General features: G+C 49.2%; 13 protein-coding genes and 1 tRNA gene. 8 read left to right on the top strand and 6 right to left on the bottom strand.

What is annotated here, in order from left to right:
- Positions 1 to 819: 819 nt before the first annotated feature.
- Positions 820 to 1,707: an integrase domain-containing protein gene (locus tag IAE30_RS07215; protein ID WP_200678699.1), complete on the top strand. Its 888-nt coding sequence runs from the start codon at positions 820 to 822 to the stop codon at positions 1,705 to 1,707.
- Here IAE30_RS07215 and IAE30_RS07210 read toward each other — a convergent pair.
- Positions 1,702 to 2,610 carry a putative phage abortive infection protein gene (locus tag IAE30_RS07210; protein ID WP_200678697.1) on the bottom strand — a complete coding sequence of 303 codons (909 nt, stop codon included), beginning with the start codon at positions 2,608 to 2,610 and terminating at the stop codon, positions 1,702 to 1,704. The genes IAE30_RS07215 and IAE30_RS07210 overlap by 6 nt on opposite strands.
- Positions 2,611 to 2,756: 146 nt before the next feature.
- Between IAE30_RS07210 and IAE30_RS07205 the strand changes: the two genes are divergently transcribed.
- The 7 genes from IAE30_RS07205 to arsH all read left to right on the top strand — a co-directional run bounded on the left by IAE30_RS07205 (position 2,757) and on the right by arsH (position 9,582).
- Positions 2,757 to 3,260 (top strand): hypothetical protein, encoded by a 504-nt coding sequence (locus IAE30_RS07205; protein ID WP_200678695.1) that lies wholly within the window; start codon positions 2,757 to 2,759, stop codon positions 3,258 to 3,260.
- 78 nt (positions 3,261 to 3,338) lie between these two features.
- Positions 3,339 to 4,325, top strand: a complete 987-nt coding sequence (locus tag IAE30_RS07200) for an ArdC family protein (RefSeq protein WP_200678693.1) — start codon at positions 3,339 to 3,341, stop codon at positions 4,323 to 4,325.
- Positions 4,326 to 4,453: 128 nt separating this feature from the next.
- Positions 4,454 to 5,938 (top strand): TraI domain-containing protein, encoded by a 1,485-nt coding sequence (locus IAE30_RS07195; RefSeq protein ID WP_200678691.1) that lies wholly within the window; start codon positions 4,454 to 4,456, stop codon positions 5,936 to 5,938.
- A 76-nt stretch (positions 5,939 to 6,014) separates the two neighbouring features.
- Positions 6,015 to 7,019: a site-specific integrase gene (locus IAE30_RS07190; protein ID WP_154181995.1), complete on the top strand. Its 1,005-nt coding sequence runs from the start codon at positions 6,015 to 6,017 to the stop codon at positions 7,017 to 7,019.
- Between the two features lie 252 nt (positions 7,020 to 7,271).
- Entirely contained in the window at positions 7,272 to 8,483 is a 1,212-nt protein-coding gene (locus IAE30_RS07185; protein ID WP_234472680.1) for an MFS transporter, read from the top strand.
- Positions 8,484 to 8,527: 44 nt separating this feature from the next.
- Complete coding sequence (locus IAE30_RS07180) at positions 8,528 to 8,863, top strand: helix-turn-helix transcriptional regulator (RefSeq protein ID WP_097098149.1); 336 nt, start codon at positions 8,528 to 8,530, stop codon at positions 8,861 to 8,863.
- Complete coding sequence (arsH, locus tag IAE30_RS07175; RefSeq protein WP_200678684.1) at positions 8,860 to 9,582, top strand: arsenical resistance protein ArsH; 723 nt, start codon at positions 8,860 to 8,862, stop codon at positions 9,580 to 9,582. The genes IAE30_RS07180 and arsH overlap by 4 nt, the downstream gene beginning before the upstream one ends.
- Before the next feature lie 42 nt (positions 9,583 to 9,624).
- Here arsH and arsC read toward each other — a convergent pair whose 3' ends face one another.
- From arsC to IAE30_RS07150, 5 genes are all read right to left on the bottom strand, one after another.
- Positions 9,625 to 10,053, bottom strand: a complete 429-nt coding sequence (arsC, locus tag IAE30_RS07170; RefSeq protein WP_200678675.1) for a glutaredoxin-dependent arsenate reductase — start codon at positions 10,051 to 10,053, stop codon at positions 9,625 to 9,627.
- A 47-nt stretch (positions 10,054 to 10,100) separates the two neighbouring features.
- Complete coding sequence (locus IAE30_RS07165; RefSeq protein ID WP_200678666.1) at positions 10,101 to 11,384, bottom strand: arsenic transporter; 1,284 nt, start codon at positions 11,382 to 11,384, stop codon at positions 10,101 to 10,103.
- 73 nt (positions 11,385 to 11,457) lie between these two features.
- Positions 11,458 to 11,811 (bottom strand): metalloregulator ArsR/SmtB family transcription factor, encoded by a 354-nt coding sequence (locus tag IAE30_RS07160; RefSeq protein ID WP_154181999.1) that lies wholly within the window; start codon positions 11,809 to 11,811, stop codon positions 11,458 to 11,460.
- A gap of 534 nt (positions 11,812 to 12,345) precedes the next feature.
- Positions 12,346 to 12,421: transfer RNA gene (locus IAE30_RS07155), tRNA-Phe, on the bottom strand.
- A gap of 239 nt (positions 12,422 to 12,660) precedes the next feature.
- Positions 12,661 to 13,239, bottom strand: coding sequence for a transcriptional regulator (locus IAE30_RS07150; RefSeq protein WP_038649555.1), 579 nt, complete (start codon positions 13,237 to 13,239; stop codon positions 12,661 to 12,663).

Below are 13,239 nucleotides of genomic sequence, written 5' to 3'. Positions count from 1 at the left end.
TTCCCCCATATCAAAAAAATCGCTCTTTTAAGCTCAAATCTGCCGCCCATTGCAAGCCTTGCAATTTGATTTAAGTTTGACCATTTCTGGCGATATTGCTAGTGTTTTAGTCGTTGCCATAGTTGTTTACGCAACCAACAAAGCCCTTATGACCTGAAAGGGGCACCTTAATGGCGGTCATCAGCGAAAGTTTCAGCAGCCTGTGAGAAACGCCATTTGGCGGCTGCATCCGGGATAACCGGCAAAGCTACTCAACCTTTGCAAGTAGCGGGCAAAAGCAACGTCCAAGGTTTCCACCACTTCACTACGGTTCAATCAACTTCATCTCATCGATACTAGCTACAGCGCACGGCCAGTTTGCGTGATCGTTTCCGCCATTTGGAACATTTGGCGACGAACGTACCTCGCAAATACAGGCAGAAGCTGCGCGGCGTCACTTGCGTTGGCGCGTAGCAACAACCAAGTGACGCGCGCAGCGCGTATACGTCAACACCACGTAATACGGCCTTATGCGACGACGCTTACCGTCTGACCAACACGTAGTTCGTTATTACCACTATCAACCGCACCAACATTCAGTGAACGTTGGCAACTTATCTGAGGAGGAAATCAACGCGATATCAAGGCGACGTCAGAGAACCTGACGGACGGAGGCGTCCTGAGAAATCAGGAACCGGCATTAGCCGCGATCAGCTCTGAGAGCTGTGGAGACCTCGCAACAACTCAACATTTCGCCGCCCCGATGCACAGATATCCGCTGAGATGCAGGAAGCGCAACCTGAAACCGTGCCGTCGGGGTAGAGATGTTTTGGAGAATGTATGTCGCGAGGAAACAAGCAGTTCAGCAAACAATTGGTGACGTTGGCCAGAAAATCTGGCGGTAGTTTCAAAACCGTCGCCGATCGCTCGCGCATAGCAGCACGGCTGGCTGAGCAGATGCTGAAGCTCAACATTCAGATCAGAGATGTAAACCATATTAAGACGCACCACATTGAGAATTACGTACGTAGCCGACTAACAGATGATATTTCAAAGCGTACGTTGCAAAACGAGATGGCGGCACTGCGAGCGATCTTGGCCACTGCAGGTAGGACCAAACTGGCTGATCCTAAGCATGAGAAGTTGAGTAATGATGCGCTCAACCTGTCTGGTGCAAGTCGAGCCGGATCAAAGACAGCGATTACGGACGAGCGCTTTCACGAGGCGCTCGCCCTCGTACGCAGTAAAGACGAAGGTGTCGCGTTGGCGATGGAGATTGCGCGTTATCTCGGATTGCGAACAGAAGAAGCCGTACAGTCGGCAAAATCGCTTAAAACGTGGCAGCAGGCGCTAGCGCGTGGGGATGAACGGTTGCGCGTAGTTTTCGGTACAAAAGGCGGTAGACCGAGAGACACAACGATCGTCAGACGTGATGAACTGGTGCGGAGCTTGAAAGCTGCAGTGGCATATTCGGCAAAACATAGTGGCAAGTTGGTTGATAGAGCCGGGCTGAGGAGCGCGATCGATCGCTACCGAAATGTGGCTAAGGATGCTGGGCTTACAGGCAAAGATGCACCGCATAGCCTGAGATATGCGTATTCGCGTGAGGCTACAGAGTGGCATATGAAAAACGGCCTCAGCAGAAAAGAAGCCGAGGCGATGGTTTCAATGGATCTTGGTCATGGAGATAGCCGAGGTGCTTATGTTGCAAGAATTTATAATTTATAAATCACCGAAACTTTGAATTAGAGTTACACCATTGATAAATGCTGCATGCTCTTCGAAAAAGAGATCATTAACTTCTAGAGTGTCGAAAAAATTATATTTAGTGACCAAAATTCTTAGGTCTTTCCCTCGCCTTGTTGATGCTGTGTAGAAAATAATTATGGCTTCCTGTTTTGATAGTTTAGCCTTCAGAAGATTCGCATAAAAACTCTTGTCAATGCTTTCATCATCATCAATAAACTTTAATATACTATATATCCAAGTATAGTAGTGTGATAAGAAACGCCCCCATTGATTCCAATACTTCTCATAACAATCATCAAACTTTTCAATTTCAGGCGTAACAATGTCAAAAAAACCATCCTGACTGGATCTTCTATAATACTGTTGCAGTACACCCAAAAGTTCTTCTATTGCACTGCGACCTTTGAATGATGTTACTACTCCTCTTTCTTTAATCGTATACTCAACATCCATCACTATTTCATTTAAATTATTCATCATGTAAAAAAACTTTGATTCAAAGTCCTGTTTTCTAACATTTACTTGTTGCTGAGCAGAATACTTCCGTTGTTCATCTAAATTTATTAGCAAACCTATAAACCCACATGCAGTGAAAAAACACGTTATGACGCCAAAGCTATCACCAAAAACACCGGCTTTCTCAACGGAATACACATCTATTGGCCAAGTTAAGATCAAGACTATTGCTGCATAAAACATCACCATTCCTAAAACAGAAAGTGAAATGTATTTCATTTTATGTGCTAAGAAATGAGTTTTAATTTTTTTCCATCGAGATTGATTGTCTTTCATTAATCTTGACACGCCCTTAAAATTTATGAAAATATTTGTTCGGTAGAATGCTTCACGGACCTGAAAGAAGCGCCAATCGCCGGTCCCCATACCCGCACACCTTTAGAGCGGGTGCCATCCACGATGGTAAAGGTTCTCTCATCACCTCGCCGCACGGCACGCATTACCCACCCTGACGGGGATTTACTCCCGTTAGTGGATAAATCCCCCATTTTTCACATCTGGAGGATTTACCTATGGGCTATTGTCATTGCTACACCCAACTGAAATCAGTACCTGACGATCAGTGGTTACTGTTCACCGTACAGCTATCAAACGTGTTCTTGATAATACAAAACCGGCATGTTCCCGGCTATAAGCAACCTCTGGTGCTTTGCACAAGCGATGGCCGTTATCCACTTTTGCAGCCAGCTGATCTGATTGTACAAAGCGGTATCAGACAACCCGCTATCTCTTTTAACGGCGAAGAGAAGGAAGATCTTGAGTATGAAAGTTTCTTCCTTGGCCAACATTCGTCTGGCAGTGAATTCTGCAAGACATCATTTAACTGGTCACCAGACCGGCCTTATGACTTCATGGTGAAAGCCACGCTACTGCTAGCACATCGATTCTGCATCGGCTGCTATGACATCTCATCGGATGGCACGCTTGCTGAATGGCTTGATGTTCAGGAGTGGTTAACTAAGCACTTAGGTGGCCAATGGCCAATACCTGAAGCAATCCTCAATAACCCCGAGTAATCACTCTCAATTTCAACCTGCCCAGTGGCGTATCACTTCGCCATTACGGGAAAGGATACGCCACGTAAGGAGTATCCCATGCCGACCAAACGCAAATCCCGTAAGTCACAAACCAACCAAGTTGATCTCTACCAGCAAGTAACCGACAAAATCGTCGCTTCGATTGAGCGCGGTGTTTTACCGTGGCGTAAACCGTGGAGAGACAGCAAGCGTTCCGCTGAATCACCTATACCATTCAACGCTGCTACCCGCCGCCATTACAACGGCGTAAACATCATGCTGTTGTGGTTAGCTGCCGAGGAGCAAGGTTTTCAATCTAACCGCTGGCTGACATGGAAACAGGCGCAAGCGCTGGGTGGCCATGTTCGCAAGGGTGAGAAATCAACCATCGCTGTATTCTTTAAACCTTTCGAGGTGGAATCCACTGACAAAGCTGGCCAGACACGCAGAAATGCACAAGGCGAACCGGTAATGGAGCAACGCATTATGTTACGCAGCATCCCGCTGTTTAACGTGCAGCAATGCGATGACCTGCCCGATTCAGTTGCACCAACACCTGCCATAAATCTGGATTATCAGGATGATGACGAGTTGGATGCTGACACGCACGGTCAGATAATTGAAATGCTAAACGCTTCAGGCGTTCAAGTGACTTCAATTGAACAAAATCGCGCGTATTACAATTCTGCTGCTGACCGAATTGTCTTACCGAAAACTTCGCAGTTTTTTACCAGCGCGGATTACTGGTCAACGCTGTTGCATGAACTGGTACACTCCAGCGGGCACATTAAGCGCTTAAATCGTGAAGGCATCACTTCAACCACTCGTCGATTTGGTGATCCAGTCTACGCGTTCGAAGAGTTGATCGCTGAACTGGGTAGCGCATTCCTGTGCGCTCACTTAAGTGTGTACGGTGAAGTGCAGCATGACAGCTATATCGATCATTGGTTGACGATATTGAAGTCAGACAAAAGGGCGCTGTTCCGCGCAAGCCGCATGGCACGTGAAGCATCTGAATACCTTTTGACGCCGCTCAATGAAGAGGTTGGAGAAGACGCCGCCTGAAACCAAAACCATCTCCTCGGGGATGGTTTCTTTTTCAGTGAGCAATTTAATCACATTTTCCAAAAATGATTTTAGGCTGTGATTACTTGCTGCCTGGAACGATAGTGCCTCCGATCTGGAGGTGAATTATGTTCCCAAAATTACAAAACAAGTTCAGACGCAGCAATTTTCAGCCTTCATTACCGGCTAAACGAGAAGGCTACTTCACACCGCAAAATCATCAGTCTTTGCTCCGCACATCAACACGGCAGGCACTGCTCAAGAAGATCTGGCAGAGCTCGTTACTGTCTAAATCTGCCTATGAAGAATTTTGCCTGGAGCCGCTGCAAAACCTTGCCGAGCGTTATCAAAATTTGCCAGCTGCACGTATCACCGACTGGAACAAGGTCGGCGGGTTGCTGGATCTCACTCTGCAGCAGATCGTCAGCACGCTGCAGCTATCGAAAGGCATGGTGTTTCCTGCCAATGCTGCACCTGAAGATCAGGCCGCCCAGTCCAGCCACTGGAACTGCGTGGTGTTCTGGCTGGCACTTTACTGGCACGTTCCTGAATTGCTCTACATCGAAGCAGAACTGGAAGATGGGCACGTTTGGCAGCCGATTTCGAATGCGCCGGGTATGCAATTTCGCTTCAAAGTAGAGCGCCAAACCGAAGCGTCAGCAAAAGACAGCGTCATCAGGCTAGCGTTTACCGTCTCAATGTTGCCCAAAAGCGCGTTAACTTGGTTGGAAAAACAGCGCAATGCGAGGGATTGCTTGTTTCTTGAACTGGCCGGAATTAATTCGGCAGAAAATCAGATCCATTTATTACTAAACAAAGTGCGGCAGAAATTATTACCAGACGAATTAAATAACGTTAGTAATTTGGCGACAATAAATCCCAATTTACATCAGGAAATTGTCAGTGAATTACCCGCCAAAATCCCCGCAGAGCAGTATGACGACGCTGTTTATGAGGAATACTTTAGTCAGATTGATGTTAAGAAAAATAGCCATCTAACTAACGGTGAAATTGAAATCAGCGCCGAGGATTATAAGAAAACCGATCATGGCGCTGATATAACTGAATTTCACATCCAGAATGGTAGTCGAATTACAGCGAACAATTCTGATTGTGCTGAGATACCAACCTACGGATCTTCCGAAAGTGATCAAAAATACGTCAACGATGGTTATCAAACGCAGCCGCATGATCAAGAATCGATCCCCGTCACACCTGAGATGACCTCACAGATTTCTAAGAAACAGATCGGCGAGACATTTTGGTCCTGGCTGGTTGAGGGTCTCGAAAATGGAACGATAGCGTGCAATGAAGCAGATTCACGCGTGCAACTGGTCGCTGGTTTTGTTTTCCTGCTTGTACCGGGCATATTTTATCGATATCTGAAGCAAACCGGTCAGTCTGCTGATGAGCGTGAAAATGTTCAGGCAGGGTTTGAAAGACTCAACCGACATCGGCGTAACAACGGCAAACGGTTTACGTTTGCCACTCTCTACAACAGTGCCGACCGTAACGGCCCTTATAAACGTGTGAAAGGCTATCTGGTCAAATCCACGATGATCATCCGTAGTTCTGATGTGCCGGATGACAGTCAGTTTTTAGTGGTTCCCTGACGCTTTTCTTGAAGGTGTATGGAGGAGTGCTGCTGCCCATCGGGCGGTCTTTTAATTGCTGATCGAAGGAAAGGTTATGAGTCAGGTTGATACTGATACAAGCTGGGAATCTTTGTTAGATGAATATTTTTTCGTAAAATTTCTTCGCCCTCACACGGAGTGGAGTTACCGAAAAGTAGTCAATGGATTCAGGAAATATTATGGCCTTGATAAGAAGCTCGGTGAGATAACTCGCCGCGACGTTCAGGAATGGCGACGGCATGTTATCAACGTCGAATGCTCGTCTGCGGTCACATGGAATAACAAAGTGGCGCATATGCGCGCCATCGTAAATTATGCCATGAAAGCGAATCTTATCCCTCAGACTGAAAATCCGTTCAATGAGGTTCTAGTTCGGGCTGATAACAAGCGTAAAAAAACATTATCTAAACCCCAATTGACCCGTGTCTATCTGCTTATGCAGCAGCACGTTAATCTGGACACTGATCTCTCAATAGCTGAGATGAAGCGCTGCGCCTTGCATCCGGCCTGGTTCTGGACCACCGTTTTAGACACTTTGCGTTATACCGGCATGCGCGTGAACCAATTAATGCATGTGAGGTTGATGGACATTAATCTTGAAGAGAACTGGATCGAATTGCGCCTCGACGGTAGTAAAACTCACAGAGAATGGCGAGTTCCTATCGTTGGTCCATTAAAACCTCAGCTTCAATTACTGATCAGCCGTGCGATTGAAAATGGTGCAGATTCAATTAGTGCTGTTTTTGATGTTAATCGGTTTCTTTGGACGGAGAAAGAAAGGGAAAACCTACCTCCTGTTGCTACATTACAGCCGGTAAAATCATTTTTCCGACGATTATCCAAAGAATGTGGCTTTGCCGTTTCCCCCCATCGTTTCAGGCATACATTAGCTACTGAGTTAATGAAATCACCTGATCGGAACCTGCAAATGGTAAAGGGACTACTCGGGCATCGAAGTATCACAACTACAATGGGCTATATAGATATTAATTTAGATGTAACATGTAGAACGTTAGAGTCCGAGCTGGGTTTATATTTAGATAAACACCCAGTTAGATGAAATTTAAATGCGCTACATGTTATTTGATATGTAGCGCGATATATATTGTTTTATAGTGAAAAAAATATAAATAGTGAAATATGTTATTCGTTATAAGCAAAAACAATCTCGCCCTTTTCCTTGGGCTAAGAAAAATTTGACGTGCTTTCAAACCAGATATGCACAGACATCTTCCTGCCACACCAACTCATTAAGCTGTATCTCTTTTGATGCAATACCTGTTCTGACAACGGTAGCTAAAGGGGTAGTAACTTGGCCAGCCACAAACTGACAGCGCGATCTGTGCTGATTATAGGAATATCTCAGCTTATTAACTGGGGCATTACGTTTTACATGCCAGGCGCATTTGGCATAGCCATCATGAACGATACGGGCTGGTCATCGGTGACCATATTCTCCGGGCTGACTGTCGCCATGTTGGTCATGGGTATAGTTTCCCCTTTCACTAGCCGTTTCCTGTCACGTTTCGGTGGCCGCAAGATGATGGTGAGCGGGACCGTGTTGATCTGTGCTGGATGCTTCATGATGTCTCTCGCGCATTCAGAGATCCACTGGATCGCGGCCTGGATAGTCGCGGGGATCGGGATGCGGCTTTCTCTTTATGATGCTGCCTTTGCTGTGCTGGTAGCTGCTGCGGGAGCCGGTGCAAGAAAAGCAATTTCTCAGGTAACGCTGCTTGGCGGCCTAGCTTCAGCCGCGTTCTGGCCAGTCGCCGCCGGGCTACTGACTGTGACTGACTGGCGTACAGCATTGATAGTTTATGGTTGTACAGGATTGTTCAGCGCGGCATGTATTTTCATATTGCCATCCTTCCACTACGCGGGATATGCCAGTCCATCTCGCGCGGAGCCAACATTGCTGGTCAGTCGTGATGACAGCATAAATGCTTTTCTCTATTCGATACTGATCGCGCTAATAAGCTTCGTCTCAACCGGTATTTCAACCCATTTTCCCGCGATACTTGCCAGCTACGGAGCACCGGCACTGACCGGAGCTTTGTGGGGGATCGGTCAGGTGGGCGCACGTCTGCTTGATGTGGCCTCTGGCAGTCGCGTCCCTGCGCTGCGTCTGAATCTGTACACGGGATTGTTAATGCCGTTTTGCTTTGCTGTAGGGCTGGCTGGCGCAGTTACACCGGCTGCTACAGCTGCCTTTGTGCTGGGTTATGGAGCGGTTAACGGCTTGGGAACCGTTGTGAAAGCAATTCTTCCGCTGGTGCTCTTTGACCCGAAGCTATACGCTCGCAAAACTGGCGTGCTGCTGATGCCTGGGTTCATCCTCTCTGCACTTGCACCATCAGCATATGCTGCGCTTCTGAGTTTTCTGGGCACGCCGGGTACACTGGTATTAAGCGGTATGTTCGCACTGGTGATCACTGCCATTTCGGTTGTTATGTGCAAACGGGGCGCGCCGAATCAAACGCTGCAGGCGGCTAAGTCAGTAGAAGAACGTCGTTTGACTTAAATTATATTTCCATTATTCTGGAAGTATGGATTTAAGGAGGTTTTATGGACCTGAATACGGCGGCCAGCGCATTAAAAGAGCTTGGCCATCCTACGAGGCTGGCCGTTTACAAAACGCTGGTTAAGGCAGGACACGGCGGGCTGCCGGTCGGCGATTTACAGAAGCAGCTGGATATACCGGCATCCACGCTGAGCCATCACCTTTCCGCTCTGATGTCTGTCGGGCTTATCCGGCAGGATCGTCAGGGTCGCACACTGTTTTGCCTGCCACAGTATGAACGTCTGGAGCAGTTGCTGGCCTTTCTCGTCGAGGAGTGCTGCAGCGGAGAAGGTGGCTGTGGCCTGAGCCTGCCAACACAGTTAACAGAGAGAACAGAATGAACCTTACGGATATGTCGCTACCCAATATTGATGCAGGCCTGTTTGATGCACCGATTACAACCGCAAAGCTGGCCACTGCTGAGCCAGCTCACGCGCCACGTATACTGATGCTGTACGGTTCTGTACGTGAACGCTCTTTCAGCCGGTTTGCCACGGAAGAAGCGGCCCGCCTGCTGACGGCGATGGGCGCCGATGTCAGAATTTTTAATCCATCCGGGCTGCCGCTTCCCGATGATGCCCCCGAAACACATCCTAAAGTCGCTGAACTACGTGAACTGGTATTGTGGTCTGAAGGCATGGTGTGGTGTTCACCAGAGCGCCACGGCGCAATGACCGGCGTGATGAAAGCGCAGATTGACTGGATCCCGCTCTCAACCGGCGCAGTTCGGCCTTCACAGGGCAAAACGCTGGCGGTGATGCAGGTCAGCGGCGGCTCTCAGTCATTTAACGCGGTTAACCAGATGCGCATTCTGGGACGCTGGATGCGCATGATCACTATTCCTAACCAGTCATCGGTTGCAAAAGCCTGGGCGGAGTTCGATGAAGCAGGACGGATGAAGCCGTCGGCCTATTACGAGCGCATCGTGGACGTAATGGAGGAACTGATGAAGTTCACCGTGTTAACGCGCGGACGCAGCGAATATCTGACCGATCGCTACAGCGAGAGAAAGGAGAGCGCGGAGCAGCTCTCAGCCAGGGTTAACCAGCGCAGTATCTGAAAAAACCGGCGAAACGCCGGTTTTTCTTTTTATGTTGCCTGATTACTGGCTGACGCGTTTACCGTCCGCGCCAATCACTACTTCGCCATCCTCCTTGGTGAACGGACCTTTCTGCGGATCTGGCAGAATGTCCAGCACGACTTCGGAAGGGCGGCAAAGCTTCGTTCCCAGCGGCGTCACCACTATCGGACGATTGATCAGAATCGGGTGAGCCAGCATGGCATCCAGCAGCTGTTCATCAGAAAAGCTGTCGCTGGCGAGGCCCAGTTGTTCATAGGGGTTAGTGTTTTTACGCAGCAGCGCCCGCACTCCTGTTCCCATCGCTTCAATCAGCGTCTGAAGAGTTTCACGCGTCGGCGGAGTTTCAAGGTAATGAATCACGGTAGGCTCTGCACCGCTGTTACGGATCAGCGCCAGCGTATTACGCGAGGTGCCGCAGGCGGGATTGTGATAAATGGTGATGTCAGACATGGTAAAACCTCGTGTAGTGGGGCTGCATACGCCGCCCCGGATTATCATCAGACAGACAGGCGCAGCGCGAGCGCTGCAAGCGTAACGGTCAGTACCGGCAGCGTCATGACGATGCCGACCCGGAAGTAGTAGCCCCAGCTGATGCGGATGTTTTTCTGTGACAGTACGTGTAACCACAGCAGCGTTGCCAGACTGCCAATCGGCGTGATTTTCGGTCCAAGATCGCAGCCGATGATGTTGGCGTAAATCATTGCCTCACGCACAACACCCTGCGCAGCGCTGGCATCAATGGAAAGTGCGCCAATCAGCACCGTTGGCATGTTGTTCATGACTGATGAGAGGAGTGCGGTGAGATATCCGGTTCCCATCGCCGCGCCCCATACACCTGAAGTTGAAAAATCGTTAAGCAACCTGGTCAGATATTCCGTCAGTCCGGCATTACGCAGTCCGTAGACCACCAGATACATGCCTAGTGAAAATACCACTATCTGCCAGGGTGCGTTGCGCAGCACTCTGCGGGTATCGATTACATGGCCGCGCCGTGCGACCAGCCAGAGGATCAGCGCACCAATGGCCGCAACAATACTTACCGGCACCCCGAGCGGCTCTAGCGCAAAGAAGCCTGTCAGCAGCAGAACGAGGACCACCCATCCGGCGCGGAAGGTGCTGATATCACGAATGGCCTCACGCGGCCTTCTGAGTTTAGCCTCATCATACTGCGCGGGGATCTCCCTGCGGAAAAACAGGTGCAGCATGGCGAGAGTCGCCAGCACTGAAGCGATATTGACCGGCACCATGACCGAAGCGTAATCGCTGAATCCCAGATGGAAAAAGTCAGCTGAGACGATATTGACTAGGTTAGACACGATTAGCGGCAGGCTTGACGTATCAGCGATAAATCCCGCCGCCATCACGAACGCCAGCGTTGCACCTCGGCTGAATCCGAGTGCCAGCAGCATGGCTATCACGATAGGCGTCAGTATCAGCGCCGCACCATCATTAGCAAACAGTGCTGCTACCGCCGCTCCCAGCAATACAATATAGGTGAAAAGCAGCTTTCCGCTGCCGCCGCCCCAGCGCGCAACATGCAGTGCCGCCCACTCAAAAAATCCTGATTCATCCAGTAGCAGACTGATGATGATCACCGCAATAAACGTGGCCGTTGCGTTCCAGACAATCTGCCAGACCACGGGAATATCACCGATATGAACCACGCCGGTGGCCAGCGCCAGCACGGCTCCGGCTACTGCGCTCCATCCGATACTGAGCCCGCGTGGCTGCCAGATAACGAATATCAATGTAAGAATAAAAATTGCGCCTGCCAGCAGCATGCTTCCTCCGTTTATAATTATTAAAAGCCCTAAAACACATTCGATAATTCGTATGTGTTTAGCTAAATTTTTTTTACAGGCAGACAGCCCTGCCGTTAGTTGTGGCATGGTCCAGCTGTGAATGATCGGCCATGTCACGAATTTCGTCACGCTGACTCAGCCACGCCTGTTCGATGACAGAAGCCGCCCACACTGGCATGTGTGGTGACAGGCGATAGTGAATCCATTTTCCATCGCGACGGTCGCTGAGTAATCCGCTGGATCGAAGCATTGCAAGGTGGCGGGAAATTTTAGGCTGAGGAAGTTTCAGTGCCCCTGATAGCTCACACACGCAGAGCTCTCCCTTTTCTTTCAGCAACAGCACCAGTGTCAGGCGCGTTTCGTCCGAAAGGTTTTTAAACAGTTGTAGTGGGGTCAGAGCAAGCATTCTTAGTCCCTATTCAGGAAAGCCCATAGGGGCAGCTGGAAAAGGATAGAACAAAAACACATTCATTAAAAGTAATGTGTTTTAAAAGAATAGCTATTATCTCACCTGTTGATGAATTTGAACTTTACCTCGATGGAGGCGCACAGCGCGTATGAGGTGATGTTTTGTGTAACGAGTGTATTTGTGAAGGATTATGCAGTCGGTGAGTGGCCTTCACGCAGTCTTTTTACAGCGAATGCCAAGAAACAAATTAATCAGGTAACAACCGAAATCGACTTTTATGGGTGGTGGTTAACATTGATGAGGTTAATTAAATCTTACGAATTTTGAGGTTTGGTTGACAGATGCAACAATGATTGCAATTATTTACGCCAACGAGAAAAGGGCATCAGCAGCAACTGATACCCTTTCTTGAAGATTTTTATGTTCAATCTTGGATGATGCATCTGTCAATGCAGTCACCGTTGCTTTGAACACCATCTTCGTTTAGACACCCGTTAGAGATCTCACTTCTAACCAGTGTGCTTCGATGTATGGTGCCCGGACGCGGAATCGAACCACGGACACGGGGATTTTCAATCCCCTGCTCTACCGACTGAGCTATCCGGGCAACGGGGCGCATTAAACCTTAATGGCTTTCAGCCGTCAACGGCTTTCGTCAAAAAAGCGTAGCAATCGTGACTGATTGCTTGCTTTTCAGGCAGGTCGTGCAAAATCTCAACGTGCGCATCGGCGATCGGATTGGCCGTGAAGAGGCTCGCAGTGTCTCCACCTGAACGGGCGATAAGGTAGATGGCAAGATTGTACGTTGTCGCGGACTAAACGGACGACTCTGCCGCAGCCTTTTGTTCAGGTTAATGCCCCATTCTGCCGGCACAGCGCAATGCTCAGCACATCTTCCGCCAGACGACGCGCGGTGGCGACATCCTGCACGTTGCGTTTCACCAACAGTTTGCTCAGACAACCTTCAAGAATCAGCTCCATTTGATCGGCCACCATGGTCGGGTTATCCAGTGCCAAATCCACCAGAATCTCATGAGTGAACTGCCATGAGCTGCGTTTCTGCTGCTCGGCAAGCTGATGCACGGGTTGGTCAGGCTGCGGATAGAAACTGCAGGCGGCGATAAACAGGCAGCCAGGAAAACGTCCTTTGCTCACGTGTTCGGATAACACGTCATAGCGCGCCAGCAGTTTTTGTTGGGCCGTGAGATGTTCATTAAGCTGTATCTGGCGGCGCCAGCTGTCAATCTGCTGACCGTGATAGCGCAGCGCGTCATACAGCAGGGCATCGCGATCGGGCCAATATCGTTCAAGATGTTCGGGTGCTAATCCGGTTTCCCCCGCCAGTTGCTGCAGGGAAGTGGTGGCGGCAAGGCCGCTTTGCTCAAGCACATTCAGCGCATGCTCAAGAATCTGTTCACGTTGCAA

The organism is Pantoea sp. S61 (assembly GCF_016625145.1).
Taxonomy (GTDB): Bacteria; Pseudomonadota; Gammaproteobacteria; order Enterobacterales; family Enterobacteriaceae; genus Pantoea; species Pantoea rwandensis_B.
This window is presented reverse-complemented; position numbering and strand designations above follow the sequence as displayed.